Annotated in this window: 22 protein-coding genes; 10 read left to right on the top strand and 12 right to left on the bottom strand. The window is 68.7% G+C overall.

Going from position 1 to position 25,867, the window contains the following annotated elements:
* Positions 1-8: 8 nt before the first annotated feature.
* The 4 genes from BLQ77_RS13650 to BLQ77_RS13635 all read left to right on the top strand — a co-directional run bounded on the left by BLQ77_RS13650 (position 9) and on the right by BLQ77_RS13635 (position 5,455).
* Positions 9-806, top strand: coding sequence for an IclR family transcriptional regulator (locus BLQ77_RS13650; protein WP_089960037.1), 798 nt, complete (start codon positions 9-11; stop codon positions 804-806).
* The gene (locus BLQ77_RS13645) at positions 796-1,770 is read left to right on the top strand and encodes a 2-dehydro-3-deoxygalactonokinase (protein WP_165617096.1); all 975 of its coding nucleotides are present in this window, start codon (positions 796-798) and stop codon (positions 1,768-1,770) included. Before BLQ77_RS13650 ends, BLQ77_RS13645 begins: the two co-directional genes overlap by 11 nt.
* Positions 1,763-2,410: a 2-dehydro-3-deoxy-6-phosphogalactonate aldolase gene (locus BLQ77_RS13640; protein WP_089960034.1), complete on the top strand. Its 648-nt coding sequence runs from the start codon at positions 1,763-1,765 to the stop codon at positions 2,408-2,410. The genes BLQ77_RS13645 and BLQ77_RS13640 overlap by 8 nt, the downstream gene beginning before the upstream one ends.
* A gap of 255 nt (positions 2,411-2,665) precedes the next feature.
* A complete protein-coding gene (locus BLQ77_RS13635) occupies positions 2,666-5,455 on the top strand; it encodes a bifunctional aconitate hydratase 2/2-methylisocitrate dehydratase (RefSeq protein ID WP_089960033.1) in 2,790 nt (929 codons plus the stop codon).
* A gap of 73 nt (positions 5,456-5,528) precedes the next feature.
* Here BLQ77_RS13635 and BLQ77_RS13630 read toward each other — a convergent pair whose 3' ends face one another.
* Entirely contained in the window at positions 5,529-7,310 is a 1,782-nt protein-coding gene (locus BLQ77_RS13630; RefSeq protein ID WP_089960031.1) for an SLC13 family permease, read from the bottom strand.
* A gap of 46 nt (positions 7,311-7,356) precedes the next feature.
* Between BLQ77_RS13630 and BLQ77_RS13625 the strand changes: the two genes are divergently transcribed.
* Positions 7,357-8,076, top strand: coding sequence for a hypothetical protein (locus tag BLQ77_RS13625; protein WP_089960029.1), 720 nt, complete (start codon positions 7,357-7,359; stop codon positions 8,074-8,076).
* 332 nt (positions 8,077-8,408) lie between these two features.
* Here BLQ77_RS13625 and BLQ77_RS13620 read toward each other — a convergent pair whose 3' ends face one another.
* Together BLQ77_RS13620 and mmsB are read right to left on the bottom strand one after the other, a co-directional pair.
* The gene (locus tag BLQ77_RS13620; protein ID WP_207545841.1) at positions 8,409-9,218 is read right to left on the bottom strand and encodes an enoyl-CoA hydratase-related protein; all 810 of its coding nucleotides are present in this window, start codon (positions 9,216-9,218) and stop codon (positions 8,409-8,411) included.
* Complete coding sequence (gene mmsB / locus BLQ77_RS13615) at positions 9,211-10,083, bottom strand: 3-hydroxyisobutyrate dehydrogenase (protein ID WP_089960024.1); 873 nt, start codon at positions 10,081-10,083, stop codon at positions 9,211-9,213. Before mmsB ends, BLQ77_RS13620 begins: the two co-directional genes overlap by 8 nt.
* Positions 10,084-10,350: 267 nt before the next feature.
* On the opposite strand from mmsB, the gene BLQ77_RS13610 reads away from it, so the two are divergent.
* A complete protein-coding gene (locus BLQ77_RS13610; protein WP_089960021.1) occupies positions 10,351-11,250 on the top strand; it encodes a LysR family transcriptional regulator in 900 nt (299 codons plus the stop codon).
* Between the two features lie 158 nt (positions 11,251-11,408).
* Here the strand turns inward: BLQ77_RS13610 and BLQ77_RS13605 are convergent, their stop codons facing one another.
* The gene (locus tag BLQ77_RS13605; RefSeq protein WP_083791906.1) at positions 11,409-12,332 is read right to left on the bottom strand and encodes a LysR family transcriptional regulator; all 924 of its coding nucleotides are present in this window, start codon (positions 12,330-12,332) and stop codon (positions 11,409-11,411) included.
* Positions 12,333-12,439: 107 nt separating this feature from the next.
* Here BLQ77_RS13605 and BLQ77_RS13600 point away from each other — a divergent pair, with 107 nt between their 5' ends.
* The 3 genes from BLQ77_RS13600 to BLQ77_RS13590 are packed head-to-tail and all read left to right on the top strand — an operon-like array spanning position 12,440 to position 15,364.
* The gene (locus tag BLQ77_RS13600) at positions 12,440-12,943 is read left to right on the top strand and encodes a TRAP transporter small permease subunit (protein WP_089960020.1); all 504 of its coding nucleotides are present in this window, start codon (positions 12,440-12,442) and stop codon (positions 12,941-12,943) included.
* Positions 12,933-14,258 carry a TRAP transporter large permease gene (locus tag BLQ77_RS13595; RefSeq protein WP_089960019.1) on the top strand — a complete coding sequence of 442 codons (1,326 nt, stop codon included), beginning with the start codon at positions 12,933-12,935 and terminating at the stop codon, positions 14,256-14,258. The genes BLQ77_RS13600 and BLQ77_RS13595 overlap by 11 nt, the downstream gene beginning before the upstream one ends.
* Positions 14,259-14,275: 17 nt before the next feature.
* On the top strand, positions 14,276-15,364 hold the full coding sequence (locus tag BLQ77_RS13590) for a type 2 periplasmic-binding domain-containing protein (protein ID WP_089960015.1): 1,089 nt from the start codon (positions 14,276-14,278) through the stop codon (positions 15,362-15,364).
* 266 nt (positions 15,365-15,630) lie between these two features.
* Here the strand turns inward: BLQ77_RS13590 and hpbA are convergent, their stop codons facing one another.
* On the bottom strand, positions 15,631-17,667 hold the full coding sequence (gene hpbA, locus BLQ77_RS13585; protein ID WP_089960013.1) for an N-methyl-L-proline N-demethylase HpbA: 2,037 nt from the start codon (positions 17,665-17,667) through the stop codon (positions 15,631-15,633).
* 167 nt (positions 17,668-17,834) lie between these two features.
* Between hpbA and BLQ77_RS13580 the strand changes: the two genes are divergently transcribed.
* A complete protein-coding gene (locus BLQ77_RS13580; protein ID WP_089960010.1) occupies positions 17,835-18,473 on the top strand; it encodes a TetR/AcrR family transcriptional regulator in 639 nt (212 codons plus the stop codon).
* A gap of 297 nt (positions 18,474-18,770) precedes the next feature.
* Here BLQ77_RS13580 and BLQ77_RS13575 read toward each other — a convergent pair whose 3' ends face one another.
* Genes BLQ77_RS13575 through BLQ77_RS13545 form a run of 7 tightly spaced genes read right to left on the bottom strand, consistent with a single transcriptional unit; the run spans position 18,771 to position 25,866 of the window.
* Positions 18,771-19,931, bottom strand: a complete 1,161-nt coding sequence (locus BLQ77_RS13575) for an iron-containing alcohol dehydrogenase (RefSeq protein WP_089960005.1) — start codon at positions 19,929-19,931, stop codon at positions 18,771-18,773.
* Between the two features lie 45 nt (positions 19,932-19,976).
* Positions 19,977-20,909: a 3-hydroxyacyl-CoA dehydrogenase gene (locus tag BLQ77_RS13570; RefSeq protein ID WP_089960003.1), complete on the bottom strand. Its 933-nt coding sequence runs from the start codon at positions 20,907-20,909 to the stop codon at positions 19,977-19,979.
* 27 nt (positions 20,910-20,936) lie between these two features.
* Positions 20,937-21,545: a 3-isopropylmalate dehydratase small subunit gene (gene leuD / locus BLQ77_RS13565; protein ID WP_089960000.1), complete on the bottom strand. Its 609-nt coding sequence runs from the start codon at positions 21,543-21,545 to the stop codon at positions 20,937-20,939.
* A complete protein-coding gene (gene leuC / locus BLQ77_RS13560; RefSeq protein ID WP_089959999.1) occupies positions 21,542-22,972 on the bottom strand; it encodes a 3-isopropylmalate dehydratase large subunit in 1,431 nt (476 codons plus the stop codon). Before leuC ends, leuD begins: the two co-directional genes overlap by 4 nt.
* Entirely contained in the window at positions 22,972-23,835 is an 864-nt protein-coding gene (locus BLQ77_RS13555) for an isocitrate lyase/PEP mutase family protein (RefSeq protein WP_089959998.1), read from the bottom strand. The genes leuC and BLQ77_RS13555 overlap by 1 nt, the downstream gene beginning before the upstream one ends.
* Before the next feature lie 23 nt (positions 23,836-23,858).
* Positions 23,859-25,394, bottom strand: coding sequence for a tripartite tricarboxylate transporter permease (locus BLQ77_RS13550; RefSeq protein WP_089959996.1), 1,536 nt, complete (start codon positions 25,392-25,394; stop codon positions 23,859-23,861).
* A 4-nt stretch (positions 25,395-25,398) separates the two neighbouring features.
* Positions 25,399-25,866 carry a tripartite tricarboxylate transporter TctB family protein gene (locus BLQ77_RS13545; protein ID WP_089959993.1) on the bottom strand — a complete coding sequence of 156 codons (468 nt, stop codon included), beginning with the start codon at positions 25,864-25,866 and terminating at the stop codon, positions 25,399-25,401.
* Between the last annotated feature and the right edge of the window lies 1 nt (position 25,867).

The following is a 25,867-nucleotide window of genomic DNA, read 5'->3' as shown; positions in this document are numbered from 1 at the left end:
ATCCGGACATGGCGAAGGACACCACCGGCGACGGGTCGCGCGGCACCCAGACGCTGAGCCGCGGGCTTTCGGTGCTGCGGCTCGTGGGAGAAGGGACCAGCAGCGCCTCGGGCATCGCCGCGGCGCTCGACGTGCCGCGCAGCACGGCGCAACGGCTGCTCGCCAGCCTCGTGGCCGAAGGCTGCCTCTACCGCATTCCCGGCAAGGGCTACGTGCTTGGCCCCGAGCTGATCCACCTCGGCGCCCGCGCCCGCGCGCAGCAACCGGTGCTGGCGCTGGCAGCACCGGTGCTGCAACGCCTCGCCGCGGCGACCGGCGACACGGTGCATCTGGGCGTACCGGACGGGGACGAGGTGCTCTACCTCGACAAGATCGACGGCACGCGCGGGCTAGAGATGCGCTCACGGCCCGGCCAGCGCATGCCGCTCGCCTTCACCGGGCTCGGCAAGGCCCTGCTCTGCGACCTGCCCGACCCCGAGCTGCGCGCCCTCTACGACCGCAGCGCACCTGCCCAGGCGGCGCTTGCGGGCCGGGTGCCGCCACGGCCGTGGGAGGTCTTCCGCGACGACATGGCCGAGACCCGGGCGCGCGGCCACAGTCTTGACCTCGAGGAGAACGAGCGCGGCATCCGCTGCGTCGGCGCGCCGGTGCGCGACATTGAGGGCCGCATCGTGGCAGGGCTCAGCGTGGCCTCCGCCACCCCCTTCCTTCCCGACGAGCGCATGGCGCGGCTCGCCCCGCTGGTGATCGCCCATGCCGATGAGATTTCCCGAGAGCTGGGCTGGAGGCCCGACGATGACAGATGACCCACCCGCGCTCGTGGCGCTCGACTGGGGCACCTCAAGCCTGCGCGCCTTCCTGATGTCGGCCAGCGGCAGGGTGCTCGACACCCGCGCCTCGGCCCACGGCATTCAGCACCTGCCCGAACCGGGCGTGCCGGGCTTCGAGGCGGCCTTTGCCGCGATCTGCGGCGACTGGCTGGCGGCGAGCCGGGTGCCGGTGGTGGCGGGCGGCATGGTGGGCAGCGCGCAGGGCTGGGCCGAAGTGCCCTACCTGCCCTGCCCGGCAGCGCTCACCGACCTGCCCGGCGCTGCCACCCGCGTCGCCACCTCCGGCGGCCAGGAGGTGCTGATCGCGCCCGGGCTGGTCTTCGAGCCCGAGGGCGGCACCCCCGACGTGATGCGCGGCGAGGAGATCCAGATCGCCGGGGCCATCGCCGGCAATCCCGACTGGCAGCAGGCGGCGACGCTGGTGCTGCCCGGCACCCATTCGAAATGGGCCGAGGTCGCGGACGGCGTCGTCACCGGCTTTGCCACCTACATGACCGGCGAGCTCTTCGCCGTGCTGCGCGCCCACTCGATCCTAGGGCGGCTGATGAGCGACGAGGCCCTGCCCGAAGACACCCATGCCGAGGCCTTTGCGCAGGGCGTGGCGCAGGCCTCGACCGCGGGACCGGGCGATCTCACCCGGCAGCTTTTCGGGAGCCGGACGCTGGGGCTCACGAAACGCCTGCCCGGCGGCGTGCTGGCCGACTACCTCTCGGGCCTGCTCATTGGCTCCGAGATCGTCTCGGGCCTTGCCGCGCAGGGCGACCGGCCGGTGCTGCTGGTGGGCAGCGGCGCGCTCTGTGCCCGCTACGACACCGCGCTGCGCCAGCTTTCCGGCCGCGGCGCCGCCGCGACGATCGACAACCCGGCCCCCGCGGGCCTCTTCCGTCTGGCCTGTGACGCGGGCCTGCTTACCCCAGAACCCGGGAATTCCGATGACTGACACCGACCGCCTCACCCGCCTCGACGCCGCCTGCAGCGCGCTTCCTCTCGTCGCCATCCTGCGGGGCCTGCGCCCCGAAGAGGCGGTGGAGATCGCACAGACGCTCTATGACGAGGGCTTCCGCCTGATCGAGATCCCGCTGAACTCGCCGCAGCCCTTCGACAGCATCGCGGCGGTGCGCAAGGCGCTGCCCGCCGATGCGCTGGTGGGCGCGGGCACCGTCACCACCATCGCCGACGTCGACCGGCTCGACGCGATCGGCGCCGATCTCGTGGTGATGCCGCACGCCGACGTGGCGGTGATCGGCCAGGCCGTGGCCAAGGGCATGATCTGCATCCCCGGCATCGCCACCCCGACCGAGGCCTATGCCGCACTCAACGCCGGTGCCGCGGCGCTCAAGATCTTCCCGGCCGAGCTCGTGGGCCCGGTCGTGATCAAGGCGATCCGCACCATCCTGCCCACGGGCACCCGGCTTTTCCCCGTGGGCGGCATCTCGCCCACCACCATGGAGCCCTTCAAGCCGGCGGGCGTCGCGGGCTTCGGCCTTGGCAGCGCGCTCTACAAGCCCGGCGACAGCGCCGCGACCGTGGCCGCCAAGGCCCGCGATTTCGCCGCCGCCTGGGCCGACTTCGCGGGCTGAACCTTCCCGACGGTCGCTCCGGCGCCCCCTGGGGCGTCGGACCCGTGAAAATTCCGTGCAAAAAACCTGCAACCAACGCGTGAGCACCCGAAGATTCTGCTCACGCGACGCGCTGCGCGCTTTCCCCTGCGAGAGCCTCTTGCTCCTCGATGGAGCTTGGTATACATCCGCATACTGAAAGCTTGAGGCCGCCCGCGTGACGTGGCTGCGTAGCGGTGTTCAAGTTTCCTCCAACCTTGAATCGTAGGGATCGTCATGAGCTTGTACACGGACTACCTAACTGAAATCGAGACGCGCAAGGCGGACGGTCTGCACCCCAAGCCCATCGACGATGGCGCACTGGTGGAGGAGCTGATCGCCCAGATCGAGGAAGCCGGTAACGAGCATCGCGAAGACTCGCTGAAGTTCTTCATTTACAACACCCTGCCCGGCACCACGAGCGCCGCGGGCGTGAAGGCGGCCTTCCTCAAGAAGATCATTCTCGGCGACGCGGTGGTGGAAGAGATCACCCCCGACTTCGCCTTCGAGCTGCTGTCGCACATGAAGGGCGGCCCCTCGGTCGAGGTGCTGATCGACCTCGCGCTCGGCGACGACGCCGAGACCGCGACGCAGGCGGCCGAGGTCCTGAAGACCCAGGTCTTTCTCTACGAGGCCGACACCGGCCGACTCGCCGCTGCCTACAAGGCCGGCAACCCCATCGCCAAGGACATCCTCGAGAGCTACGCGAAGGCCGAGTTCTTCACCAAGCTTCCCGAGGTCGACGACGAGATCGAGGTGGTGACCTACATCGCCGCCGAAGGCGACATCTCGACCGACCTTCTGTCGCCCGGCAACCAGGCGCACTCGCGCTCGGACCGCGAGCTGCACGGCAAGTGCATGATCTCGGAAGCCGCGCAGAAGGAAATCGAGGCGCTGAAGCTGCAGCACCCGGGCAAGCGCGTGATGCTGATCGCCGAGAAGGGCACGATGGGCGTGGGCTCGTCGCGGATGTCCGGCGTGAACAATGTGGCGCTCTGGACCGGCAAGCAGGCCAGCCCCTACGTTCCCTTCGTGAACATCGCCCCGATCGTCGCAGGCACCAACGGCATCTCGCCGATCTTCCTGACCACGGTGGGCGTCACCGGCGGCATCGGGCTCGACCTGAAGAACTGGGTCAAGAAGCTTGACGAGAACGGCAAGCCGATCCTCAACAACGAGGGCAACCCGATCCTCGATCAGAAGTACTCGGTCGCCACCGGCACCGTGCTGAAGATCAACACCAAGTCCAAGACGCTGCTGAGCGAGGACGGCGAAGAGCTGACCGACGTGTCGGGCGCCTTCACCCCCGCCAAGGTCGAGTTCATGAAGGCCGGCGGTTCCTACGCCGTGGTCTTCGGCAAGATGCTGCAGACCTTCGCGGCCGAGACGCTGGGCGTCACCCCGCCCGCGGTCTTCGCACCGTCGAAGGAAGTCTCGCACGAGGGCCAGGGCCTGACCGCGGTCGAGAAGATCTTCAACGCCAACGCCCGCGGCACCACGCCCGGCAAGGTGCTGCACGCCGGATCCGACGTGCGCGTGCAGGTCAACATCGTGGGCTCGCAGGATACCACCGGCCTGATGACCGCGCAGGAGCTGGAAGCCATGGCCGCCACGGTCATCTCTCCCAGCGTCGACGGCGCCTACCAGTCTGGCTGTCACACCGCGTCGGTGTGGGACAAGAAGGCCCAGGCCAACATCCCCAAGCTGATGTCGTTCATGTACAACTTCGGCCTGATCACCGCCCGTGACCCCAAGCACGTCTATCACTCGATGACCGACGTGATCCACAAGGTGCTCAACGACATCACCGTCAGCGACTGGGACATCATCGTGGGCGGCGACAGCCACACCCGCATGTCCAAGGGCGTGGCCTTCGGCGCCGACTCCGGCACCGTGGCGCTGGCGCTGGCGACCGGTGAAGCCACCATGCCGATCCCCGAGTCCGTGAAGGTGACCTTCAAAGGACAAATGAAGGATTACATGGACTTCCGCGATGTTGTTCACGCAACGCAGAAGCAGATGCTGGAACAGCACGGCGACAACGTGTTCCAGGGCCGCATCATCGAAGTACACATCGGCACGCTGCTCGCGGACCAGGCCTTCACCTTCACCGACTGGACCGCGGAGATGAAGGCCAAGGCCTCGATCTGCATCTCCAACGACGAGACCCTGATCGGCTCGCTGGAGCTTGCCAAGCACCGCATCCAGGTGATGATCGACAAGGGCATGGAGAACGAGTCAGGCACGCTCGCCGGTCTCATCGCCAAGGCCGACAAGCGCATCGCCGAGATCCGTTCGGGCGAGAAGCCCGCACTGAAGCCGGATGACAACGCGAAGTATTTCGCGGAAGTGGTTGTGGATCTTGATCTTATCGACGAGCCGATGATCGCGGACCCCGACGTCAACAACGCCGATCCGTCGCGTCGATACACCCACGACACCATCCGCCCCGTGTCCTACTACCGCGGCGAGAAGAAGGTGGACCTGGGCTTCGTCGGCTCCTGCATGGTGCACAAGGGAGACGTGAAGATCGTCGCCCAAATGCTCAAGAACCTTGAGAAAGCCAACGGCAAGGTCGAGTTCAAGGCGCCCCTCGTGGTGGCCGCGCCGACCTACAACATCATCGACGAGCTCAAGGCAGAGGGCGACTGGGAGATCCTGCAGAAGTACTCGGGCTTCGAGTTCGACGACCTGTTCCCCAAGACCCAGAACCGCACCGAGTACGAGAACATCCTGTATCTCGAGCGTCCGGGCTGCAACCTCTGCATGGGCAACCAGGAAAAGGCAGCAAGGGGCGACACCGTTCTGGCGACCTCGACCCGCCTGTTCCAGGGCCGCGTCGTGGAAGACAGCTCCGAGAAGAAGGGGGAATCGCTGCTCGCCTCGACCCCGGTCGTGGTGCTCTCGGCGGTCCTCGGCCGGACGCCCAGCACCGACGAATACAAGGCCGCGGTGGAAGGCATCGACCTGACCAAGTTCGCGCCGCCGCTGCAGGCGCCGGAGACCACCCGCTCGGCTCACTTCTGATCCGACAGGACGGTCTTTAAGACAGCAAGGGCGGCGCCAGCGATGGCGCCGCCCTTTTGCGTGCCGGACGCGGTCAGCCGTAGAGCCAGAGGATCGCCGCGCAACTCGCGAATGCCGCCACGACATTCATCGCGATGCCGATCTTCAGGAAATCCGAGAAGCGGTAGTTCCCGGCGCCGTAGACCAGTGTGTTGGTCTGGTAGCCGATCGGCGTCGCAAAGCTTGCCGACGCGCCGAACATCACCGCCAGCGTCAGCGCCCGCGGGTCGAGCCCGGTGCTCCCGGCCAGCCCGATGGCGATGGGCGTGAAGACCACGGCGACGGCGTTGTTGGTCACCGTCTCGGTCAGCAACGAGGCCAGCAGGTAGACCGTCAGCAGCGCGAAGAACGGCGGCATCCCGGCGATGGGCGGCGCGAGCCAGCTCACCAGCAGGTCCACCGCGCCGGTGTTCTGCAAGCCCAGCCCCACCACCAGCATCGCGAAGATCAGCACGAGGATCGAGCCGTCGACGGCCCCCCAGGCCTCGTCCGCGTCGATGCAGCGCAGCACGAGGATCGCCGCGACCGCGAGGATCGAGAGCGTGGCGATGTCGAGCACCCCCACCGCCGCGAGCCCCACGACCGCCGCCAGCGCCGCCAGCACCAGCGGTGCGCGGCCACGGCGGAAGGCGCGACCGGTGGGGCGGCTCACCGAGACCAGCTGCGCCTCGTCCTCGAGCGACTGGAAGGCAGTCGCCGGCCCCTCGAGCAGCAGCTTGTCCGCCGGGCGCAGCCGCACCGAGCCCAGATCCGGCCCGGCGATGTGCTCGTGCCGGTGCGCGCCCAGCACCCGCACGCCAAAGCGCCGGCCCAGCGACATGCTGCCGAGGCTGCGCCCGAGGCTCGACTTGCGGGGCGAGACGATGACCTCGACGGTGACCAGCTCGCCCTCCTGCGGCTCGCCACGGCGCAGACCGATCTTGAGGCCGGGATCGTCGTGCAGGGTCAGCAGCTCCGAGGTCGGCGCGCGGAAGATCACCGTATCGCCCCTTTGCAGCACCTGTTCCTCGAGTGGCGCGGGCAGCGGCTCGCCCCGGCGGCGTACCGCGGTCACCCGCACGCCCCCGCGCGACAGCGGCGCGATATCCGAAAGCGGACGACCGGCGTAGGTGTCGTCCGCCAGCACCGCCTCAGAGAGAAACGTGGTCTCGCCCAGCATCTGCTCGGGGTCGCTGGCCTCGCGGTCGGGCAGCAGCCAGCGGCCGAGCAGTGCAAGCGTCACCCCGCCCGCCAATGCCACCGCGATGCCGATGGGCGTGATCTCGAAGATCGAGAACGGCTCGAGCCCCTGCCCGCGTGCGACGCCATCGACCAGCAGGTTGGTCGAGGTGCCGATCAGCGTGCAGGTGCCGCCAAGGATCGCCACGTAGCTGAGCGGGATCAGCAGCCGCGTCGGGGCCTTGCCGAGCGCCGCCGCGAGCCGGATCACCACCGGGATCAGCACCAGCACCACGGGCGTGTTGTTGACGAAGCCCGAGGCAACCAGCGTCACGCCGAAGATCACCGCGAGCGCCAGCGCCGGCCGCTCCTTCGCCTGACGGATGACGGTGTCCGAGACCGCCTCGAGCACCCCGGTGCGCACCAGCGCGCCCGAGAGCACGAACATTGCCCCGATGGTCAGCGGCGCCGGGTTCGAGAACACCGAGAGCAGCTCGTCCGGCCCGACGTAGCCGAGCGCCACGAAGAGTGCCGCCAATCCCGCCGCTGGCACCTCCGGCGGGTAGAGCTCGAGCATGAAGAAGGTGAAAAGCCCGACGATCAGCCCGAGTGCGATCAAGGCTTCGCGGTTTTGCAGTAGGTCCTGAAACTCTGTCATCGTGACTCACTTATTCGCCAAACTCAACGCGGCAGGACGCGGGAGGTTGCGCAACCTCCTGCCATGTCGGCAGAAATTCTCCTGCCCTCGCCAGGGCCACCGCGCGCGCCCTGCCAGACGAGGCGACATCCTTGACCGCGCCACGCCCGGGCACAGGCTGCCCATCGTCAACGCCATGCAGGCCAATGTCGAGGTCGCGGCGACGACCGGTGACCGGATAAGTGACCCGCCCGCGCCGCGCAGCGCCAACATCGACGTCGCCATGGGGATCATCGGCACCTCGGTGGCCACGGACAGCGCCGCGCTGGTGCCGTACGGCGACAATTTCCCGACCATCCCCGGCGCCGTGCGGAAGGACCCGCGCATCTACGACCGTCTGCCGACAGTCGAGCGGCAGGCGCTGACCGCCAACGGCCATCACGTCGCCGGTGGGGCTCACGACGGGCGGCCCATGGCCGAGGCCCTCGCCTGGCAACCGCATCGGGCGCCCCGCGATACTGCGGTCGAGCTGGAGGTGTGCCGCCGCGAAGCGCTCGATGACGTCCAGCACCCACTTGCCCTGTATCGTCCCGCGGGATTCGACCACCGAGCCCGGATCCAGCGTCATCGGCGTGCCATGCGAGGAGACCCGCCCGCTGCGCAGAGAAAGGAGACTGTCGCCCGTGGGATCGAGACTGCAGACCTTGCAGGCCTGTCCGGATTCGGCAGATGCGCCGGAGGCCGTGAGCAGCGCCAGCGACAGGATCGCGGCGCCATGCAGACATGACTGGCTGAGCAAATGAACGTCTCCACGATCACATCCGGCAGCGCCTGCGAGATCGGGAAAACAGCTTCAAAGGCGTCGGGACCGTCGGGCGCGGCGCGGTAAAAATCACGGACGGATGATGTCCCGGACGGCTCAACCGGGCCCGGACCACGAGAGGTTGCCGGAATTGCAACGCCGTCGAAGTCCCGGGCATGGTGTTTGCAGGTCGAACATCGGTCAGGGTTTACGTGCCAAAGCCGGGCGGCGATCCGGTCGCCCTGCGCCGGAGGCTCCCGCCGCAGATGGCCCCGCCCCGCGGCACTCACGCGGCGGAGTCCGGTCGGTCCATCCGGTCAGTCCGTGACGTCTCCGGGCGTCGACCACACCGGCGGGCGCTTCTCGATGAAGGCGCGGGCACCCTCCATGGCGTCGGCACTCACCATGAGCCGGCGGATGATGTCGTCGCTCACCGGCCATGCCCGCTGCTCGGCTTCCAGCTCGAGCAGACGCGCCAGACGCAGCCCCTCGGTCACCGACTCCGGCGCGCTTTTCAGCACCTCCTCGGCCAGCGCCAAGGCAGCGGCGCGCGCCTCGCCCTCGGGCACCACGCGGTTGAGCAGGCCCCAGGCCAGCGCCTCGTCGGTCGTGAAGGGTGCGCCGGTCAGCACCAGCTCGCGCGCCCGCGCCGGCGGGATCCGCTGCGCGAGGCGGAACACGCCCCCCGCCGCCGCCACGAGGCCGATGCGCGCCTCGGGGATGCCGAAGCGGGTGCCCTCCTCGGCCACGGCCATGTCGCAGGACAGCATGATCTCGAGCCCGCCCGCCAGCGCCGCGCCCTGCACTGCCGCGATCAACGGCTTGCGGCGCTCGAGGCTGACGATGCCGGCGAAGCGGCCCTCGCCGAAGAGCACCTCCTCGACCTTGCCCTCGGACAGCGCCTTGAGGTCCATGCCCGCGCAGAACACCCGGCCGTTGCCGCACAGCACGCCGACGCGCAGCGACGGGTCCGCCTCGAGCCGCCGGATGGCGGCGCGCAGGGCGCCCGCCACCTCGGCGTTGATGCAGTTGCGCTGATCGGGCCGGTCGAGGGTGATGAGCGCGATGGCGCCCTTCACCTCGAAGCGCACCACCCCGTTCAGCTCCGCACCTGCGCCGTCAGCCACGGCCGCGCTTCTCGAAGCGGGGCAGCATGGCCGAGAAGTCCATGCCGCGGCCGCTCTCATCCTCGACGAAGCTGCGGTAGAGCTCGAGCGCGCGCTGGCCCATGGGCGTGTCGGCATCGGCCGCCTCGGCCGCCTGCTGCGACAGGCCAAGGTCCTTGAGCATCAGCTCGGCGGCGAAGCCGGGCTTGTAGTCGTTGTCCGAGGGCGACTGCGGCCCGACGCCCGGCGCAGGGCAGTAGGCGTTCATCGACCACGAATAGCCCGACGAGGTGCTGACCACGTCGAACATCGACTGCCGGTCGAGCCCCAGCTTGTCGGCGAGCGCGAAGGCCTCGCAGGTGGCGATCATGGTGACGCCGAGGATCATGTTGTTGCAGATCTTGGCGGCCTGACCGGCGCCCGAGGGGCCGCAATGCACCGCTTTCTGGCCCATGATGTCGAAGAGCGGCTTGCCCACCGCAAAGGCCGCATCCGAGCCGCCCACCATGAAGGTCAGCGTGCCCGCCGCCGCGCCGCCAATGCCGCCCGAGACCGGCGCGTCAAGCGCACCCAGCCCCGCGGCCTCGGCCTGCGACGCCACCGCGCGGGCGCTTTCCACGTCGACGGTCGAGCAGTCGAGCAGCACCGCGCCCTCAGCCATTGCCGGGATCACCTCGTCGGCGACGGCGCGCAGGATGGCGCCGTTGGGCAGCATGGTGATGACCACCTCGGCCCCGGCCACGGCCGCCACGGAGGACTCCGCCACCGCCACGCCCTCGGCGCTGGCGCCCGCGACGTCGAAGCCGGTGACCTCGTGACCCGCCTTGGCAAGGTTGGCGGCCATGGGCGCACCCATGTTGCCCAGTCCGATGAATGCGATCTTCATGCTGTTCTCTCCTCTCGCGGCGCGCGCGCCGGCTGTTCCACCTGTCATGGCGATGGCATGGCAGTGGCGACCCCCTCCCCGGGGTCGCCTGCTCCGCGCCCGACGTCACCTCAGGGCAGCGGCCCTGTCAACGGCGACGCTCCGCTCCTCCGTCGGCGCAGACCGGATGGCTGCCTCCCGCACCGCCCGATTGCCGCGCGACGTAAGCATGGTGGCCTGCGCACGTAAACTGTGAAATCCTCGCATCTGGGTTGCATGGAATCGCATATGACACAAGACTTCGACTGGGGCGCGATGGAATGGTTTCTGGCCATCGCCCGGACCGGGCGGCTGACGCTCGCCGCGCAGAAACTGGGAATCGACCACACCACGCTGAGCCGCCGGGTGAAGACGCTGGAAGAGGCACTGGACGCCCGGCTCTTCGACCGCACCGTGTCGGGCTACAGCCTGACCCCGCAGGGCGAGCGCTTCCTCGCGGCGGCGCAGCGGGTCGAGACCATCGCGCTGCAGGCCGCCAGCGACATCTCGGGCGAGACCTCGCGCATCGCGGGAACCGTGCGCATCGGCGCGCCCGAGGGCTTCGGCAGCAGCTTCCTCGCCCCCGCGCTGGTGCGCCTGGGGCAGGCACAGCCGGGGCTGAAGCTCGAGCTCGTCACCCTGCCCCGGCAGTTCAGCCTGACCAAGCGCGAGGCCGACATGGCGGTGAGCCTCGCCCGCCCCAGCAAGGGCCGGCTGCACGCCCACAAGCTCACCAACTACGAGCTCGGCCTCTACGGATCGCACGGCTACCTGCGCGAGCGCGGCCGCCCCGAGACGCTGTCGGACCTGCGCCACCACGGCATCCTCGGCTACATCCAGGACCTGATCTACGCCCGCGAGCTCGACTACATCCCGCAGCTGTCACGCGACATCGCGCCGTGGCTGACCAGCTCAAGCCTGCCCGCGCAGATGAACATGACGCTGGCGGGCGGCGGGCTCTGCGTGCTGCCGCGCTTCCTCGCCCATGATCACGCGGGGCTGGAACAGGTGCTCCCCGACGAAGTGCGGCTGGGCCGGTCGTTCTGGCTGGTGGTCCACAGCGAGCTGCGCGACCTGTCCCGGATCCGGATCTGCTCGGAGTTCATCACCGAAGAGGTCCGCTCCGCCGGCGCCCTCTTCCAATACTGACCACCCGCGGAAACCCCCAACCCCGGGGCACCACGCCCGGGCTTCATCTTGCCCCTAAACTCCACGGGGGTCCGGGGGTGTGAAACCCCCGGTCCTGCCCTCGCAACAGGCGCAGCCCGACCGCTCAATCCTCACCGCACACCAAACGCCCCACCACCTCACGTGCCCTGCGGCAACAGCAGCAGGTCCCGCCGCGAGCGGGCCGCGCGCTGAAGGTACTCGGACACCGCCCGCACCCGGGCAAGGTCCTCGGTGCTCTGGTGGCTGACGATCCAGACCGTGCGCTTGAGCAGGTAGCGGTCGGTCAGCACGGGCACCAGCCCCGGGTCGTTCAGGGCCATGAACCGCGGCAGGATTCCGAGCCCCGCACCCTCGCGGATGGCCTCGCGCTGCGCGGCCATCGAGCTCGAGGCGAAGCGCACGAGGCGGCGCAGGCCGAGCTCCTCCAAGAACCGTACTTCCGGCGAAAACAGCATGTCGGCGATGTAGCCCACCAGCCGGTGATCCTGCAGGTCCGCGAGCGACATCGGCATGCCGTGGCGCTCGAGATAGTCGGGCGAGGCGAAGAAATGCAGGTTGTAGTCGGCAAGCTTGCGCGCCAGCAGCCGGCCGCTTTCCGGCAGCGACAGCCAGAGCGCCAGATGCACCTCCTGCTCCGCCACCCGGAACTGCCGCGAGCTCGGCACCACCTCGACGTCGACCTCGGGGTTATCGCGCTGGAATCGCGTCAGGATCGCCGGCAGGAAGAAGGTTCCAAGCCCGTCCGGAGCGCCGATCCGTACCCTTCCTGCGAGGCGCATGTCCTCGCCCGAGATCTGCTCGTGCAGCTTCTCGCCCGAGTGCTCGATCTCGAGCGCGAAGGGCAGGATCCGCAGCCCCGCCCTGGTCAGCTCGAAGCCGTCGGCCCGGCGCACGAATAGGTGGGTGCCGATCGCCGCCTCGAGCGCCTTCACCCGCCGGGCAATGGTCGTCTGGTCGACCCCGAGCACCCGGCCCGCGTCGGTCATGCGCTTCATCCGGTGAAGCGCCAGAAACACCTTGAGATCGTTCCAGTCGAAGCCGTCCTGCATGGTTGCAGTCATGATCTGCAAAATTGTCCATGTCAAACCCCCGATGGCTGTCCATAGACTGCCTCGCGAAAGGTTGAGCCCGATGTTTTGGCGTGCACCTTTGCAGGGGAGGGAATACCATGATTCTGATCCGTCTGATCGACGGGTTGAACGAGATCGTCGGGAAAGCGGTCTCGTTTGTCGCAGTCATATTTGCCGGGATGATCATCTACGACGTGGTGATGCGGTACGGCTTCAACGCGCCGACGCTCTGGGCGTTCGATCTGACCAAGATGCTCTACGGGTTCTATTTCGTGATGCTCGGCGGTTACGCCCTGCGGCACCAGTCGCATGTGCGCGTGGATCTCGTGATCGACAATCTCAGGCCGCAGCTGCGCCGCGTCGTCGACCTTCTCGGCTACCTGATCTTCTTCTTCCCGTTCACCTGGGTCTTCGTGACCAAGAGCTGGGAATTCGCCATGCGCTCCTACGCGCAGAACGAGACCACCTACGGCGCCATCCAGATGCCCGTCTACCCGGTGAAGATCGCCATGGCCGTCGCCGCCTGCCTGCTGCTGATCCAGGGGATCTCGGAAGTGCTGAAACTCGTCCTCAACAAGCCGGAGCAGCACTATGTCAGGTGAAGTCATCGGTCTCATCATGGCCGGCCTGCTGCTGGTCGGCCTGTTCATGGGGCACCCGCTGGCCTTTGTCCTCGGCGGCACCGCCGTGCTCGGCGCGGTCATCGCGGGCAAGCCGATGGTGCTCGGCATCGTCATCAACCGCATCTTCGGCGAGGTGCTGGACAACTACATCCTGATCGCCATCCCGCTTTTCGTGCTGATGGCGCGGTTCCTGTCCGACTCCGGCGTGACCGACCGCATGTTCGAGACCCTGCGCCTGCTGATGTCGCGGGTCACCGGCGGGCTCGGCCTTGCGGTGGTGTTCATCTCGATCCTGCTTGCCGCCACGACAGGCATCATCGGCGCCTCGATCACCGTGATGGGCGTGATGGCGCTGAAACCGATGCTGCAATACGGCTACTCCAAGCGCCTGACGACCGGCGTCATCGCCGCGTCCGGCTGCCTCGGCATCCTTATCCCGCCGTCGATCATGCTGATCCTGATGTCGTCGAACTCGTCGCTCTCGGTGGGCGAGCTGTTCGCGGGCTCAATGGGTCCCGGCATCATCCTCGGCATTCTCTACGCGGCCTACGTGGCGCTGGTGGCGCTGATCCGTCCCGACCTCGCGCCCTCCGTCGCCATCGACGAGAAGGTGTCGCGCGCCACGCTGATCCGCATGCTGATCCTCGAGGCCATGCCGCCGCTCGTGCTGATCTTCGGCATCCTCGGCACCATGCTCGCCGGCATCGCCACCGCAACCGAGGCATCGGCGATCGGCGCTGCGCTGGCGCTCGGCATCGTGATCTTCCGCGGCCGCTTCGAATGGGCCACGTTCCGCTCGGCGCTCTACGAGACCGCGCGCACCTCTGCGATGATCCTCTTCATCGTGGTCGGCGCCACCGCCTTCACCGGCGTGTTCAACATCACCGGCGGCTTGCGCGCCGCGCAGGAACTGATGCGCTCGCTCGACATGGAGCCGTGGATGCTGATTACCGTGATGATGTTCATCGTCTTCGTGCTCGGCATGTTCCTCGACTGGACCGGCATCGTGCTGCTGTCCTTCCCGATCTTCCTGCCCATCGTGCAGGAGATGGGGGTGAGCGAGCTTTGGTTCGTGGTGCTGACCGCCGTGGTGCTGCAGACCTCGTTCCTGACGCCACCCTTCGGATACGCGCTCTTCTACATGCGGGCGCTGGCACCGAAGGACGTGAGCACGGGTGACATCATCCTTGGCGTTCTTCCCTTCATCGGGCTGATCGTCCTGATGGCACTGGCCATCGCCTTCTTCCCGCAGCTCGTCACCTGGCTGCCGGAGACCCTGTATCAACCGAAATGAGTAAGGAGGAGACTTACATGAAAATCGGCAAGACCCTGGCCTCCGCCAGCTTCGCCCTGACCCTCGCCGCCGGCGCTGCAGCCGCCCAGCAGAGCTGGCAGATGACCACCACCTGGCCGTCGTCGCTCGAGCTCATCGAATTCGACAAGCACTTCGTCGACCTCGCCAACAAGCTGGCCGGTGACGAGCTCAACATCGAGTTCTTCGAAGGCGGCAGCCTGGTCCCCGCGGGCGAGGTCTTCGGCGCGGTCGAAGGCGGCATCGTGCAGGCCGGCGCCGACTGGCCGGGCTACTGGGCCGGCCGCGACCCGGCGTTCTCGCCGCTCGCGACGACCTCGAGCCTCTTCAACGCCGTCGACTACGTCAACTGGATCCAGCAGTGGGGCGGCAAGGAGATCTACAACGAGACCTACGGCAAGTTCGGCATGGTCTACCTGCCCTACGCCGTGACCAACAACGAGTCCGGCTTCCACACCAAGGAATCCATCAGCTCGATCGCCGACCTGCAGGGCAAGCGCCTGCGCGTGTCGGGTCTCGAGCAGGGCCGCCTGCTGAACAAGCTCGGCGGCAGCCAGGTCTCCATGGCCGGCGGCGAGATCTACCAGTCGCTTGAGCGCGGTGTCATCGACGGTGCCGAGTTCTCGACCCCCAACGTCGACTGGTCGGGCGGCTTCCAGCAGGTCACCGGCTTCTGGGCGACCCCGGGCTGGCACCAGTCCGCGTCGGTCTTCGGCGTGATGATCAACAAGGCGTCCTGGGACGCGCTGAGCGCCGAGACGCAGGAGAAGCTGCAGATCGCCGCGGACGCGACGATGCTCTGGTCCCTGGCCTTCACCGAGCGCCGCGCCAACGACGCGTACAAGCAGTTCGGCGAAGTGAACGAGATCACCCGCATGGACGACGAGTCGCTCGCCAAGATCCAGGAGACCGCCAACGAGGTCATCGAGGAAGTGGCCTGCGAGAACCCGACCTCGGCCAAGGTCTACCTGAGCCAGCTCGAGTACCTCGCCGACTATTCCAGCTGGCGCTCGGCCTCGGCCCCGTTCAACCTCGGCCGGAACCCCGACGGTCCGGATCTCGAGAAGATCCGCGCCTGCGCCGAGTAAGCGCGGACGTCTGACATCGACGGCGGCGCGGGGCGACCCGCGCCGCCGTTTTCGTCATGATAGCGCCTCTACGGCTGTACGGCGTGCGGAGGGTCGCGCCCGACCCTGGGTGGGCGCATTCGGAACGCCGACCTTGGGCGCCGCACCCTAAAGCAGAAACGCCGCCCGAGCCCCGCACAGCATCGCCAGAGCGCCCTCCCGGGGGGAGGGTCGGGCGCGACCCGGGGTGCCCCGGGCCAAAGGCTTGTGGCTCACGCCCCCTCCCCCTACAGCGCCCGCGCCAGCCGCAGCCCGTCGTAGATCGCCGCGTGGGTATTGCGCGAGGCCACGGCGTCGCCGATGCGGTAGAGCCGGAAGCGCCCCTCGGGGTTCGCCTCGACCGCCTGAACCCCGCCGGTCGCGAGCGCCTCGTAATCGACCTCTCCCAGGTTTCGCGACAGCGGCTTCAGCTCGAAGTAGAGATCGTCCAGCGGCCGCGTGCCGTGGTTCACCACCACCTGGTCGACCTGCCGCTCGCGGCTGAAGGCGCCGTAGTCCGAACCCAGCACCGCGCGCAGCCCGTTGCCCTCGCGCTGCACCTCTGCCAGCCGCCACGTCACCGTGAAGGTGGTGTCGCGCTTCTGCAGGTTGCGCATGTAGGGCACGAGGTTCATCGCCATCACCTCGGGCGCGAAGCTGCGGTCCGGGGTGACGATCTCGACCGAGGCCCCGGTCTCGGCGATCATGTCCGCGGCCATCAGACCGGCATGGTCCCCCGCATCGTCGTAGACCAGCACCGTCCGGCCCGGCACCACGTCGCCCGAGAGGATGTCCCATGCCGAGACCACCAGTTCGTTGCCCGCGCCCAGGACCTCGGTGTGGGGCAGCCCGCCGGTGGCGACGATCACCTCGTCGGGCTCGGTGGCGAGCACGTCATGCATCTCGGCGAAGGTGTTGAAGCGGAAGCTCACGCCCAGCTTCTCGCATTGCTCGAAGCGCCAGGCGACGATCGAGATCATCTCGCGCCGCCGCTCCTGCCGCGCCGTCAGGCGGATCTGCCCGCCGGGCTGGTCGGCCGCCTCGAGCACGGTGACGATGTGGCCGCGCTCGGCCGCCACCCGCGCCGCCTCGAGCCCCGCCGGGCCTGCGCCCACGACGGTCACCCGCTTGGCCTCGGCCGCCTTCTCGATGGCGTGCGGCATCTCGATCTCGCGCCCGGTGGAGGGGTTGTGCAGACAAAGCGCCATGCCGCCCTGGTAGATCCGGTCGAGACAGTAATTGGCACCGACGCAGGGGCGGATGTCGTCCTCGCGCCCCTCGACGATCTTGCGCACGAGATGCGGGTCGGCCATGTGCGCGCGGGTCATGCCCACCATGTCGAGCTTGCCGCTGGCGATGGCGTGGCGCGCGGTCGCCACGTCGGGGATCTTGGCCGCGTGGAAGGTCGGGAAATTCGTCGCCGCGCGGATCTCGCCGGCGAAATCCAGATGCGGCGCGTTGCGCATGCCCTGGATCGGAATGACGTCGGTCAGCCCCGGGTCGGTGTCGATGTGGCCGCGCACGACGTTGAGGAAATCCACCAGCCCGCTGTCCTTGAGCTTTTGCGACATGGCCAGCCCCTCGGCCTTGCCGAACCCGCCGGGGAGACACTCGTCACCGCTGTAGCGCACGCCCACGAGGAACTCCTCGCCGCAGCGCCTGCGGATCTCGCGCAGCACGTCGAAGGCAAAGCGCATGCGGTTGTCGAGATCGCCGCCGTAAGGCGCGTCTTGATCGTTGGTCAGGGGCGAGAAGAACTGGTCCAACAGGTGGCCGTAGGCTTCGAGCTCGATGCCATCGAGCCCCGCCGCCTTCATCCGCTCGGCCGCGTCGCCGTAATCCTCGATGATGCGGGCGATGTCCCAGTCCTCCATCTTCTTTGGGAAGGCCCGGTGCGCCGGCTCGCGCTCGTAGCCCGGCGAGACCACCGGCAGCCAGTCGCCCTTGTCCCAGCGGGTGCGGCGGCCAAGGTGGGTGAGCTGGATCATCACCGCGCAGCCCTCGTCGTGGCACTCGCCGACGAGCTTCTTCATGTGGCCCACCACCTCATCCTTCCAGGCGAGGATGTTGTTGAAGACCGGCGGGCTGTCGCGCGACACCGAGGCCGACCCCGCGGTCATCGTCAGCGCCACGCCCGCCTTCGCCCGCTCCACGTGATAGGCGCGGTAGCGGTCCTTGGGCATGCCGTCCTCGGGATAGGCCGGCTCGTGGCTGGTGATGAGGATGCGGTTTCTCAGGGTCAGGTGCTTGAGCTGGTAGGGCAGCAGCAGGGGATCAGTGCTCATGTCGGTGCCTCCGGGAAGACAGGTGCCTGTCGAACTCCGGTCACGATTCCCAAACTGTGCACTCATGTCAAGATTTCGTTCAGGTCTGTCTCTCACGGACATCGCAGAAACTGGACAGCCGCGCACATTTTATGGACAAGGGAGGGAGAACCGCAGCGAGGGGCGACATGACCGAGACCGATCTTCCCGACCGGGGCTGGCGCGGCTCCCCCGATGTATGGCTCGACGCGGCCTACGAGGCGCTGGTGAGCGGCGGCGTCGACGCGGTGAAGATCATGCCGCTGGCACAGGCGCTGCGGCTGTCGCGCACCAGCTTCTACTGGTTCTTCAAGGATCGGAAGGCGCTGCTGTCGGGGCTGCTCGATCGCTGGGAGGCGAGCACCACCCGCCCCCTCGTCGCGGCGACCCGCGATTATGCCGCGACCGAGACCGAGGCGATGCTGAACGTGATCTCGGTGTTCCTGTCGGACCGGCTCTTCGACACCGGGCTCGAGCTTGCGGTACGGGCCTGGGCGCAGCAGGACGACGCGGTGCTGGCGCGGCTGCAGCAGGCCGATGCCGAACGGCTCGACGCGCTGCGCATGTTGCTCGCAAGCTGGGGCCACACCGCCGAGGACGCCGACGTCCGCGCCCGCACGATCTACCTGGTGCAGGTGGGCTACATCTCGATGCGGGTGACCGAGAGCCTCGACGAGCGGTTCGAGCGCTTCCCGAAATACGTCGAGATCTACACCGGCAAGCGCCCCCCGGAGCACGAAATGGAGCGGTTCAGGGCCCGCATCGGGTTGCCCGTGACACGGCCCTGACGGCGTTTTTCAGGGGTCGCTGGGCAGCGCCGGAAGCCGGAGCGTAATCTGCCAGAGGTCTCGAAGCCCGCTCGGGGCTTCGCGAAGCAAACCGTTGCGCATCATCGCGGTATGAACGCCTGTCTCCACGCCACGGACACGCCAAGCACGCCCACGCAGCAGAAACCGCCGCTACGCGCGGCGTCCAGCCGTTCCGCGCTCAGAACGTGGCGACAGAACTGTCCCCCGAGGCCACGACGGCGACATCATCGCGCAACGACCGCCCCCACCGGTCGCAGCCGGGCAGGGCATGGTGCCTCACCACGCGGCGCGGTAGATCGCCAGCGCGTCGGCCTCGGTGACGGGGCGCGGGTTGTTGACCAGCAGGCGCTGCTGCAGCATCGCGTCGCGCGCCATGCCCTCGAGCGCGCTCTCGGGGATCTGCACGTCGCGCAGCCGTGGCGGCAGGTCAAGCCGCGCCGCCAGCGCCTCGAGCGCGGCGATGAAGGCGTCGCAGCGGGCGGCGCTGTCGGCGATCTCCGCCAGCGCCGGGAAGGCGTCGGGCGCGATCTCGGCGTAGGTGGCGTGGGCCTCGGGCGCGTTGAAGCGCAGCACATGCGGCAGCACCAGCGCGTTCGAGAGCCCGTGCGGGATGTGGAAGCCGCTGCCGATCGGGTAGGCCAGCGCATGCACCGCGGCCACCGGCGAGTTGGCGAAGGCCTGCCCCGCCAGCATCGAGCCGTAGAGCATCGCGCCGCGCGCGGCGACGTCGCCCGGCGTGGTGTAGGCGGTCTCGATGTTGGCGCCGAGCAGCCGCAGCGCCTCGCGCGCCAGCATCCGGCTCTGCGGGTTGTTGTTGGGGCTGGCCGAGGCATAAGCCTCGATGGCGTGGACCATGGCGTCGACGCCGGTGGCAGCGGTGATCGCCCCCGGAAGGCCGACGGTCAGCGACGGGTCGAGCAGCGCCAGATCCGGCAGGATCACCGGCGACGAGACGCCGCGCTTCTCGACCGCGCTCACCGTCAGGATCGACACCGGCGTCACCTCCGAACCGGTGCCCGCCGTCGTCGGCACCAGCACCAGCGGCAGGCGCGGGCCCCTGGCGTTGCCGACGCCCCACGCCTCGTCCAGCGGCTCGCCCGAGCCGAGCAGAAGCGCCGCGACCTTGGCGATGTCGAGCGACGAGCCGCCGCCGAAGCCCACGACCCCGGTGACCGCCGCCGCCCGGCCGGCCTCGGTGGCCTCGTCGAGGATGGCGAGCGTCGGGTCGGGCTCGATGCGGTCGTAGAGCGTCACCTCGGCGCCCGCGACCTCGAGCGAGGCGATGGCCCCGTCGCAGAGCCCCAGCTTGCGCAGGCCCGGGTCGGTGACAAAGAGCACCCGCGGCCCAAGCCGCGCGCCCGCGATGGCGCCCAGGTCTGCCGCGGCGCCATCGCGGAAGACCACAGAAGGCGTGGTGTTGAAGGTGAAGCCCTGCATGATCCGTCCTCTTTCGTCGGTCTTGTCGTCGTCAGCGCAGGGCGTTCAGCCCTGCTGTTTCGCCCGCAGGATCGCCATGAGCATGGCGTCGCGCCAGTTGCGCCGGTCGGCGAGCCCGGTCTCGGGCAGCGCCTCGCGCCGCTCGGCATCGGCCCGGGCCACCGCCTCGGGGCGCCAGTCGCGGTCCGCCTGCCGTTGCTCAGCAAAGCCCGCGAACATCGGTCCGAGCCGCTCGGCGTAATCGGCGAGCCCTTTCGGCGCGTTGAGGTCGATGGTCTCGAACGGTCCCATGAAGGCCCAGCGGAGCCCCAGCCCGTCGCGCACCGTGCGGTCGATGTCCTCGGCGCTGGCATAGCCCTCGGCCAGCAGCGCGAAGGCCTCGTCGAGCAGCGCGCCCTGCAGGCGGTTGAGCACGAAGCCCGGGATCTCGCGGTCGAGCGACACCGGCGACTGGCCCACCTCCTCCATCAGCGCCCGGGCGCGGACGGGGACCGCGGGATCGGTCCAGGGCGTCGGCACGATCTCGACGATGGGCACGAGGTGCGGCGGGTTGACCGGGTGCATGACCAGCATGCGCGCGCGGTTGTCGCAATGATCGAGGAAGGCCGAGCCGGGAAAGCCCGAGGTCGACGAGCCGCAGATTGCGTGCTCAGGCAGCACGGCGCTGATGGCAGCACTGATCTCGCGCTTCACGTCGATGCGCTCGAAGGTGGATTCCTGCACGTAATCCGCCGCCCCGACCGCGTCCCCGAGCGTCTTTGCAAAGCTCATCTGCGCGAGCCAGTCGTCAGGCGCGTCGCAAAGCCCCGCCGCCTGCATCTCGGCAAGCGCGGCGACGATCTGCGGCCGGATCTGGGCCTCGGCGTCGTCGCGGGCGTCGAAGATGCGCACGGTCTTTCCGGCACGGGCGAACACGATGGCCCAGCCCTGCCCCAGCAGCCCGGCGCCAACGATGGCGACGGTGTCGATTGCGGTCATGGTCTTTCCTTCTTCCGGTTGCCCGCCTCAGGCAAACAGCCACGGCTGGCGGGCGCGGTGATCGTCCTCGAAGCGCCGGATCTCGTCGATCTCGCGGTTGAGGATCACGTCGATCTCGTCCCAGCCTTCGCCGAAAGCCTGCACCGCCGCGTCGGAAAGGTCGAGACCTGCCACCCGCGCACCGTCCACCGTCAGCACCCGCGCGGGCAGATCCACGCCGAAGCGCGCGCCCGCGTCCGCCCGCGCCGCCAGCGTGCGGCAGGTATCGGCGGGCAGGCGCACGCAGAGCAGACCGTTCTTGGCGGCGTTGCCCGCGAAGATGTCGCCGAAATCCGGCGCGATGACCACGCGGATGCCCCAGTCGACCAGCGCCCAGACCGCCTGCTCGCGCGAGGAACCGCAGCCGAAGCCCGGCCCCGCCACCAGCACCTGCGCGTCGCGCAGCGCGGGGTCGTCGAACGGGTGGTCGAGCGCCTCGCCCTCAGGCCCGACGCGGCGGTCGCGGAACAGGCACTCGTCCATGCCGTCGCGGTCGATCTTCAAGAGGAAACGCGCCGGGAAGATGATGTCGGTGTCGGTGTTGGTCTCGGGCAGCGAGATCGCCCGGGTCTCGAGTCGGATCAGCGGTGCGCTCATGCCATGGCCTCCAGCGTTCGGACGTCGGTCAGCGCGCCGGTCACCGCCGCCGCTGCCGCCATCGCGGGCGAGAGCAGGTGCGTGCGCCCGCCCCGGCCCTGACGCCCTTCGAAATTGCGGTTCGAGGTCGAGGCGCTGCGCTGCCCCGGCTCCAGCCTGTCGCCGTTCATCGCGACGCACATCGAACAGCCCGCCTCGCGCCATTCGAACCCGGCTTCGGTGAACACGAGGTCGAGCCCCTCGGCCTCGGCCTGCGCCTTGACCAGCCCCGAGCCCGGCACCACCAGCGCCCGCACCCCCGGCGCGACACTGCGGCCCCGGACCACCTGCGCCGCCGCCCGCAGGTCGGCAAGCCGGCCGTTGGTGCAGGAGCCGATGAACACCGTGTCGATGCGGGTGCCGGCGATGGGCCGGCCCGCCTCGAGCCCCATGTAGGCGATGGCTTTGCGCAGCCGCCCGGCGCGGGCCGGATCGGCGACGGCCTCGGGATCGGGCACGGCGGCGTCGATGGCGATGGCGTCCTCGGGCGAGGTGCCCCAGGTCACGAAGGGCGCCACCTTGCCCGCATCGAGCACGACTTCGCGGTCGTAAAGCGCGCCCTCGTCCGAGGGCAGCGTGCGCCAGTAGGCCACCGCCGCGTCCCATTCCGGGCCTTTGGGCGCCATGGGACGCCCCTCGAGGAAGGCGAAGGTGGTTTCGTCGGGGGCGATCAGCGCCACCCGGGCGCCGGCCTCGATGGCCATGTTGCAGAGCGTCATGCGCGCCTCCATCGACAGCGCGCGGATCGCCGCGCCCTGGTACTCGATGGCGTGGCCCGCCGCGCCGTTGGCCCCCAGCTGCGCGATCAGCGCAAGCGCGAGGTCCTTGGCGGTGACGCCGGGCCCGGGTGTGCCCTCGACCCGCACCACCATGGTCCGGGCCCGGCGCTGTGCCAGCGCCTGCGCCGCCATGACGATGCCGCACTCCGAGGCCCCCACCCCGAAGGCAAGCGCCCCGAAGGCGCCGTGGGTCGAGGTATGGCTGTCGCCGCAGGCCAAAGTGATCCCCGGCAGGGTGAAGCCCTGCTCGGGTCCCACCACGTGCACGATCCCCTGCCGCGCATCGCTGAGCGGAATGAAGGGGATGCCGTGCCTGTCGACGTTCTCGACCAGCCGCGCGGTCTGGGCCCGCGCCATCGGATCGGCGATGGGCTTGTCGCGACCCCGGGTTGGCACCGCGTGGTCCGGCACCGCGAGATTGGCCGCAGGCCGGTGCGGGCGCAGCCCCCGGCGGTCCAGTGCCACGAAGCTCTGCGGGGTCGAGACCTCGTGCAGCAGGTGGCGGTCGACATAGAGCAGCGTGGAGCCGTCCTCGCGTTCGCGCACCACGTGGCTGTCCCAGAGCTTTGCATAGAGCGTCCTGGGCCGCTCGGGGGGCAGGATTGTCATCAGACGGCCTCGGCCCATTCCTTTTCGAAGGACCAGATGTCCTCGAAGCCCAGCAGCTTGTTCATCTCGGCGAAGGAATAGAGGTCCACCGCGTCGGTGGTCTCGCCATGGGCCAGCAGGTCGCCATAGGCCTTCTGAAGCGCCCGCGTCACCGCGAGGAAGCCGACCGCCGGGTGGATGGCGATGGAATAGCCCATCTCGGCCAGCCGGTCGGCGGAGAGCAGCGGCGTGCGTCCGCCGTTGACCATGTTGGCAAAGAGCGGCGCCTTCACCGCCTCGGCCACGGCCAGCATCTCGACCTCGGACTCGGGGCTCTCGATGAAGACCACGTCGGCGCCGGCCTCGGCATAGGCCTTGCCGCGGGCGATGGCCTCGTCGATGCCGAGCGAGGTGCGGCTGTCGGTGCGGGCGATGATCAGGAAGTCGTCGGACTTGCGCGCCTTGGCGGCGACCTCGATCTTGCGCTGCATCTCGCTGGTGGGGATCACCTTGCGGAACGGCGTGTGACCGCATTTCTTGGGGAACTCCTGGTCCTCCATCTGCATCGCGGTGACGCCCGCCGCCTCGTAGCCCTCGACGGTAGTGCGCACGTTCAGAAGCCCGCCGTAGCCGGTGTCGGCGTCGGCGATGACCGGCAGCTCGGTGCGCTTGCAGATCTGCGCGATGCGCTCGAGCATGTCGCGGTAGGTGGCGATGCCGGCATCGGGCACGCCGAGATACGAGGCCACGGTGCCGTAGCCGGTAACGTAGAGCGCCTTGAAGTCCATCGAGTTCGCCATCAGCGCCGAGATCAGGTCGAAGACGCCCGGGGCGACGACGAATTCCTTCTTGGCGATGGCCTGCTTCAGTCTTGCGTCAGCCATGTGTCTTGTCTCCGTTCTTGGGATCAGGCGTCGCCGCGGTGCGGTTCGCCGGTTTGCCTAAAGGGTTGCGAGGATTTGCGGCGGGCCGTGACCCAGAGCGCCAGCGCCACCGAGGCGACAATCAGCGCGATCAGCACGAGCGAGACCGGGCGGGTGAACATCGGGCTGAGGCTCGAGCCGCCGAGCTGCCAGGTCCGCACGAGGTTGCCCTCCATCATCAGGCCCAGCAGCAGGCCGATGACGGTCGCCACCACCGAGTAGTTGTAGCGCTTCAGCACCACGCCGAGGAACGAGAAGGCGACCAGCGTGACCGGCCCCGAGAGGCTCGAGGTCAGCGCGTAGCTGCCCAGCACGGTGCAGATCACGATGGGCGGCAGCAGGTAGCTGAGCGGCACCCGCACGAGGTAGACGATCATGCGGATGAAGAGCAGCCCGATGATGCCCAGCATCACCGCCTGGATCAGGTTGCCCGCGATGATCGCGTAGACCACATCCTTCTGGTCCGAGATGAAGCGCGGCCCGCCGGTGATGTTGTGCATCGAGAAGGCCGAGAGCATGATCGCGGTGGCGGCGCTTGACGGGATGCCGAGCGCGAGCAGGCCCACCATCGAGCCGCCCTCGGACGAGGAATTGGCGGATTCTGCCGCGACCACGCCGTTCGGGTTGCCCTTGCCGAAGCTCTCGGGCTCCTTCGAGAGCTGCTTGGTGATGGTGTAGCTCACGAGGTTGGCGATCGACGAACCGATGCCCGGGATCACGCCCAGCCCCGCGCCAAGCAGCGAGCCGCGGCCCAGCGTCGGCAGGTTGTGGCGGATGTCGGCGAAGCCGCGGGCGATCTCGCGGATCGACACCGACCGCTTGTCCTGCGCCTCGACGAGGTAGTCGTGCTTGACCAGCCGGAACAGCTCGGAGGCGGCGAAGATGCCGATGATGGCGGCGTTGGCGTCGATTCCGTCGAGCAGGTAGATGCTGCCGAAGGTGCCGCGCTCGATGCCGGCGCTGCTCATGCCGATGAGCGACAGCAGCACGCCGATGCAGCCCGCGACCACCGCCCGGGCGAAGCGCCCGTCGGTCATCAGCCCGATCAGCAGCAGGCCGATGACGGCGACGAGGAACAGCTCGGAAGGGCCCAGCCGGAGCACGAAGCCCGAGATCGGCTCGAGCACCAGAAAGAGCAGCAGGTAGCCCACCGCCGTACCCACCGTCGAGGCGCCGAGCGCGAGGCCGAGCGCGCGGTTGTGCTCGCCCCGGCGCACCATCGGGTGGCCGTCGAAACAGGTGGCGATGGCGGCCGAGGTGCCGGGCACGTTCATCAGGATCGCCGGGATCGAGCCGCCGAAGCCGCCGCCGGTGAAGATCGCGGTGAGGAAGAGGATGGCCTCGGTGAACTCCATGTAGAGCGTCATCGGCAGGAAGACGGCCATGGCGATGGGCACCGAGAGCCCCGGCACGGCGCCGAAGACCAGCCCGATCAGCAGCCCCAGCGGCACCACGACCCAGGCCATGGGCATCGCGAAGAGCATGCCGAAGGCATCCCAGATGGCGGCGAGGTCCAGCATCGGTCTACTCCAGGATCAGCGTGTGGACGGGGATGCCCATCGGACCCTCGAGGATCCAGACGGGGGCAAGCCCCACGAAGAGCGAATAAGCCGCGATCACCAGCCAGTTGCGGCGCCCCATGAGCACCATGCAGGCGGCGCAGAAGATCACGCCCGCCACGTCGAAGCCGATGGTCTCGAGGCTGAGCACGTAGAGCGCCAGCGCAAGGCAGCCGATGGCCACGCCCCAGCGCTCGCGGAACGTGTCGGTCTCGGCGGGCTCTGCGGGCTCGGCATCGCGTTCGGGGTTCAGCAGCAGGCCGATGCCGATGGCGGCGATCAGCCCCAGCGCCAGGAACGCGACCGGACCAATCAGGATCATGTTCACCAGGGTCGCGTCCGCCTCCCACGCGGAGGCGGTGAACCACAGGGTGAAGCCTGCAAGAAGGGCGAGCAGGCCGAAATGGCCCGCTCTGTTCGCAGTCAGGTTCATC

The organism is Salipiger thiooxidans, assembly GCF_900102075.1.
Lineage (GTDB): Bacteria > Pseudomonadota > Alphaproteobacteria > Rhodobacterales > Rhodobacteraceae > Salipiger > Salipiger thiooxidans.
The sequence above is the reverse complement of the archived record's forward strand: the minus strand, read 5'-3'. Positions and strand labels throughout refer to the sequence as shown.

Bases quoted from the DNA above. Each gene is read 5' to 3' on its own strand.
- BLQ77_RS13650 (WP_089960037.1), top strand. From the start codon at position 9: ATGGCGAAGGACACCACCGGCGACGGGTCGCGCGGCACCCAGACGCTG.
- BLQ77_RS13645 (WP_165617096.1), top strand. From the start codon at position 796: ATGACAGATGACCCACCCGCGCTCGTGGCGCTCGACTGGGGCACCTCA.
- BLQ77_RS13640 (WP_089960034.1), top strand. From the start codon at position 1,763: ATGACTGACACCGACCGCCTCACCCGCCTCGACGCCGCCTGCAGCGCG.
- BLQ77_RS13635 (WP_089960033.1), top strand. From the start codon at position 2,666: ATGAGCTTGTACACGGACTACCTAACTGAAATCGAGACGCGCAAGGCG.
- BLQ77_RS13630 (WP_089960031.1), bottom strand. From the start codon at position 7,310: ATGACAGAGTTTCAGGACCTACTGCAAAACCGCGAAGCCTTGATCGCA.
- mmsB (WP_089960024.1), bottom strand. From the start codon at position 10,083: ATGAAGATCGCATTCATCGGACTGGGCAACATGGGTGCGCCCATGGCC.
- BLQ77_RS13610 (WP_089960021.1), top strand. From the start codon at position 10,351: ATGACACAAGACTTCGACTGGGGCGCGATGGAATGGTTTCTGGCCATC.
- BLQ77_RS13605 (WP_083791906.1), bottom strand. From the start codon at position 12,332: ATGACTGCAACCATGCAGGACGGCTTCGACTGGAACGATCTCAAGGTG.
- BLQ77_RS13600 (WP_089960020.1), top strand. From the start codon at position 12,440: ATGATTCTGATCCGTCTGATCGACGGGTTGAACGAGATCGTCGGGAAA.
- BLQ77_RS13595 (WP_089960019.1), top strand. From the start codon at position 12,933: ATGTCAGGTGAAGTCATCGGTCTCATCATGGCCGGCCTGCTGCTGGTC.
- BLQ77_RS13590 (WP_089960015.1), top strand. From the start codon at position 14,276: ATGAAAATCGGCAAGACCCTGGCCTCCGCCAGCTTCGCCCTGACCCTC.
- hpbA (WP_089960013.1), bottom strand. From the start codon at position 17,667: ATGAGCACTGATCCCCTGCTGCTGCCCTACCAGCTCAAGCACCTGACC.
- BLQ77_RS13580 (WP_089960010.1), top strand. From the start codon at position 17,835: ATGACCGAGACCGATCTTCCCGACCGGGGCTGGCGCGGCTCCCCCGAT.
- BLQ77_RS13575 (WP_089960005.1), bottom strand. From the start codon at position 19,931: ATGCAGGGCTTCACCTTCAACACCACGCCTTCTGTGGTCTTCCGCGAT.
- BLQ77_RS13570 (WP_089960003.1), bottom strand. From the start codon at position 20,909: ATGACCGCAATCGACACCGTCGCCATCGTTGGCGCCGGGCTGCTGGGG.
- leuD (WP_089960000.1), bottom strand. From the start codon at position 21,545: ATGAGCGCACCGCTGATCCGACTCGAGACCCGGGCGATCTCGCTGCCC.
- leuC (WP_089959999.1), bottom strand. From the start codon at position 22,972: ATGACAATCCTGCCCCCCGAGCGGCCCAGGACGCTCTATGCAAAGCTC.
- BLQ77_RS13555 (WP_089959998.1), bottom strand. From the start codon at position 23,835: ATGGCTGACGCAAGACTGAAGCAGGCCATCGCCAAGAAGGAATTCGTC.
- BLQ77_RS13550 (WP_089959996.1), bottom strand. From the start codon at position 25,394: ATGCTGGACCTCGCCGCCATCTGGGATGCCTTCGGCATGCTCTTCGCG.
- BLQ77_RS13545 (WP_089959993.1), bottom strand. From the start codon at position 25,866: ATGAACCTGACTGCGAACAGAGCGGGCCATTTCGGCCTGCTCGCCCTT.